4 protein-coding genes are annotated in these 3512 nt (G+C 73.1%); 3 read left to right on the forward strand and 1 reads right to left on the reverse strand.

What is annotated here, in order from left to right; translation table 11 throughout:
- Positions 1–86: 86 nt before the first annotated feature.
- From RR49_RS00185 to RR49_RS00195, 3 genes are read left to right on the forward strand one after another with little or no spacing between them, the layout of a single operon-like run.
- Positions 87–365, forward strand: a complete 279-nt coding sequence (locus tag RR49_RS00185) for a YHS domain-containing protein (protein WP_045245704.1) — start codon at positions 87–89, stop codon at positions 363–365.
- Positions 366–394: 29 nt separating this feature from the next.
- Entirely contained in the window at positions 395–1027 is a 633-nt protein-coding gene (locus RR49_RS00190; protein ID WP_045245705.1) for a hypothetical protein, read from the forward strand.
- A complete protein-coding gene (locus RR49_RS00195; protein WP_048809512.1) occupies positions 1024–1917 on the forward strand; it encodes an alpha/beta fold hydrolase in 894 nt (297 codons plus the stop codon). The genes RR49_RS00190 and RR49_RS00195 overlap by 4 nt, the downstream gene beginning before the upstream one ends.
- A 28-nt stretch (positions 1918–1945) precedes the next feature.
- Here the strand turns inward: RR49_RS00195 and lnt are convergent.
- On the reverse strand, positions 1946–3512 hold a 1567-nt coding region (lnt, locus tag RR49_RS00200), incomplete at its 5' end, for an apolipoprotein N-acyltransferase (protein WP_045245709.1).

Consider the following 3512-nt stretch of genomic DNA (forward strand, 5'->3'; position numbering starts at 1 on the left):
CCCCACCCCGACACCCGCCGCCGCGCCCGCCAGCCGGGAGCCCGCGCCCGTCCGGGCCTAACCATCGCTCAAGAAGGAGAAACACCATGTCCCACGACCACGACCACTCCGGGCACGACCACACGCACGGGCACGCCCATGGGGGACACGAGCATGGTGCGCACGAACATCACCATCACGAGCCGCCGGCGGGCGCGACGAACCTGGTGACCTGCCCGGTGATGCCCGGCAACCAGGTCGACCCGGCCTGGGCCGAGCAGCGCGGCCTGTTCCGCGACTACCAGGGCACCCGGTACTGGTTCTGCTGCGCCGACTGCGGGCCCCTGTTCGACGCCGACCCCGCCCGCTACACAAACGCCGCCTGACCGGCCAGACAACCGGTCGGAGATAGAGGGTGGACACGGCGGTCGGGCTGGTGCAGGCCTACCTGCGGGTCAACGGCTACTTCACCGTCGCCGAATACCCGGTGCTGGATGCCACCGGGCTGGCCGGGCCGCGCACCATCACCGACCTGGACATCCTCGCCGTGCGGCTGCACCGGGCACCGGGAGCGTCTGGCGCCGCCGACGCTCCCCTGGACCCGGCGCTGGGCGCCGGGGGCGGGGCGGACATGATCGTCGGCGAGGTCAAGGAGGGCCGCCCGCACCCCAACCCGGCGATGCGTGACCCGGCGGTGCTGGAAGCCGCGTTCACCCGATTCGGGTGCTGTGCACCCGAGGATGCCGCCCGGCTGGTCGCCGAACTGCTGGAGACGGGACGGACGGTGGCGCCGGAAGGGCACACGATCCGCACGGTCGTGTTCGGCAATCCCACCTCCCCGCCCGGCTCGGGGGCGCCGTGGCACACCATACCGTTCGCCCGGGTGCTGCGTTACCTCGAAGACCACCTCAGCGCGCACTGGGGGATCCTCGGCCGCACTCAGATCAAGGACGACACCCTCGCCCCTGCTGGCCCTGCGGGAGAAAGCCCACCGCGCCGCGACCGGCGCCTCCCGCCGAGGCCACGACCGGTAGGGGGTGGGTCGTGACCGGGTCTGGTGTGCACACCCAGGGGGAGCCGGTGTGGGTGCGCACCCGTGACGGGCGCGCCCTGTATGCGATGGTGCTGCCGGGTCCGGCCGGGGCCACCGGGGTGCCGACGGTGGTGTTCGAGGCGGGATCGGCGGCGACCCGGTCCACCTGGGCGTTGGTGCAGACCCGGGTCGCCGCGTTCACGCGGGCCGTGGTGTATGACCGGGCAGGGCTGGGCCGGTCCGCCCTGGACCCGGCAGGGCGCACCCTGGACCGGATGGCCGACGACCTGAACGATCTGCTGGACGGCCTCGAGCCGAGCAGCGGGTTCGTGCTGGTCGGGCATTCCGCGGGCGGCCCGATCGTGCGGCTGGCCGCGTCCCGCCGCCCGGACCGGGTGGCCGGGCTGGTGCTGGTGGATCCGACCGATGAGGCAGCGGACCTCCTGTTCGGTATGCCGTTCCGGGTCGGGGAGAAGATCGTGATCGCCGTGGAGTGGGTGCTGGCCCGGGTGGGGATGCTGGAGCGGTTCTTCCGGTTCCTCGGGGAGGGGATGCCCGAGGATGTGCGGGCCGATCTTCACCGTGAGGCGTTCCGGCCCGCGGTGGTGGTCACCCAGGGTCGGCAAGCGCGCACCTTCCTCACCGAGCTGCACGCCTGGCAGGGCGACCCGCCGGCGCTGCCCGATGTCCCGGTCACCGTCATCTCCGGCGGCCTCGCGCACGGGACCGACGGGATGCCGCGTCGGGTCCGGGACGCCGCGACCGCCGCCGGGCGGTATCGGGCCGCACAGTCCCGGCAGGGCCGGCACGTGGTCGCTGCCCACTCCGGCCACTACATCCCCGCCACAGAACCAGATCTGATCGCTGCGGAGATCCGCCGCCTCGTCCTCCCACCCGCAGGATAACCCCGGGTCCTCTGGCGGGCATGCCTAGTCAGGCCACGGCGGGGGTGCGCCGCCGCCGGGCGATCGCGCCGGTGAGGGCGAGACCACCCAGCCCACCCCACAGGGTGACAGCGGAGACGCCTTGCCCGATGAGGAGGGCGGGGGTGATGCCGGTGCGCAGGTCGGTGTCGGCGATCAGCGCCCCGGCTTGCCCGGCGGGCAGGCCGGTGAGGGTGCTGCCGTCGGGGCGGATGATCTGGCTGGTGCCGACGGTGGAGACGTTCACCACGGTACGGCCGGTCTCTACCGCGCGGATCCGGGCGACCGCGAGCTGCTGCAGGTTCTCGTCCGTGCCGCGGAAGTCGGCGTTGTTGGTCTGGAACACCAGCAGCTCCGCACCGGCGGTGATGCTCTCGGCGATGACCTCGTCGTAGATCACGTCGAAGCAGATCGCCAACCCCACCGGCACACCGCCGACGGTGACCAGCGGCACGTCCGTGCCGTGCGCGTAGTCGCGTTGCAGCAGCCCGACCAGGTCGGGGGCGAGCAGGGTGTAGAACGCGCGGTCGGGCACGTACTCGCCGAACGGCACCGGGTGGCGTTTCGCGTGCGTCTGCGTCTGCTCCCGTCGCGGCGTGGCACCGGTGGTGGCCGGGTCCCACAGGAACGATGTGTTGTAGATGTTGCCGCCCGCCGTGGTGGCCGCGTTTGCCAGCAGCGGGGCCCCTGCCCGGGTGCTGATGCCGGTGAGGTACGCGGCCAGCCACGGGGTCTGGAACGGGTCAGCATCCAGCCCTTCCGGCCACACCACCAGATCCACGTCCTCGTCGAGCACCGGGCCGGTCGCGTCTCCCTGCGCCCGGGCGATCGCCCCCACGGTGCGCTGGTCGAAGTACCCGGACGGGCCGTTGCCTTGCACCGCTCCGATCCGCATCGTCCCGGCCGGTGTGGTGGGAAACGCCGGGACGAGGACCAACATCAGGGCGGTCACGGCGGGTACGGCAGCGGGCAGCGGGCGACGCCACCGGCCGGTCCGGATGGTTTCGATCGCGGCGGCGACGGTGAAGACCATCAGGAAGGTGAGCCCGCTCACCCCGACCCAGGACGCCGTCTGCACGAGGGGGCTGTCGGCTTGGGTGATCCCGAGCCGCGCCCACGGCAGCCCCCCGTACGGCCAGGCGCCCAGCAGCACCTCCCGGCCCGTCCACAACGCGGCCAGCAGGCCCGGCAGCAGCAGCAGGCGCCCGACCGGGCCGGGGACGGCGCGCGGCACCCACCGGTACGCGAGTGCCAGCGGGATGATCCCGACCGCGGTCAGGGCCCCTTCCACCACGGTCAGCGCCGCCCACGGCACCGGCCCGAGATACCGGGTCGTCCAGGACACCAGCAGCCCGAAGAACAGCAACCCGAACACCGCCCCGACCGCCACCGCCCCCCACACGCTCCGGCCGATCAGCGCGAGAAGCAGCAGCCCGGTCGCGGCGAACGCGGCCGGCCAGAATCCCACCTCCGGGTAGGCGAGATCCATCAGCACCGCCGCGGCTGCCGCGACCGGCAACGCCATCGCCAACGGCATCACCGCCCGGGCGCGGCGGTTCGGCGGGGTGGGTTCGTCG

The sequence above is a fragment of the Microbacterium ginsengisoli genome (assembly GCF_000956535.1).
In the GTDB taxonomy this organism is placed as follows: Bacteria; Actinomycetota; Actinomycetes; order Actinomycetales; family Microbacteriaceae; genus Microbacterium; species Microbacterium ginsengisoli.

What these genes read in the sequence shown, in the direction of transcription:
- RR49_RS00185 (WP_045245704.1), top strand. Translation starts at nt 87, where the DNA reads ATGTCCCACGACCACGACCACTCCGGGCACGACCACACGCACGGGCAC.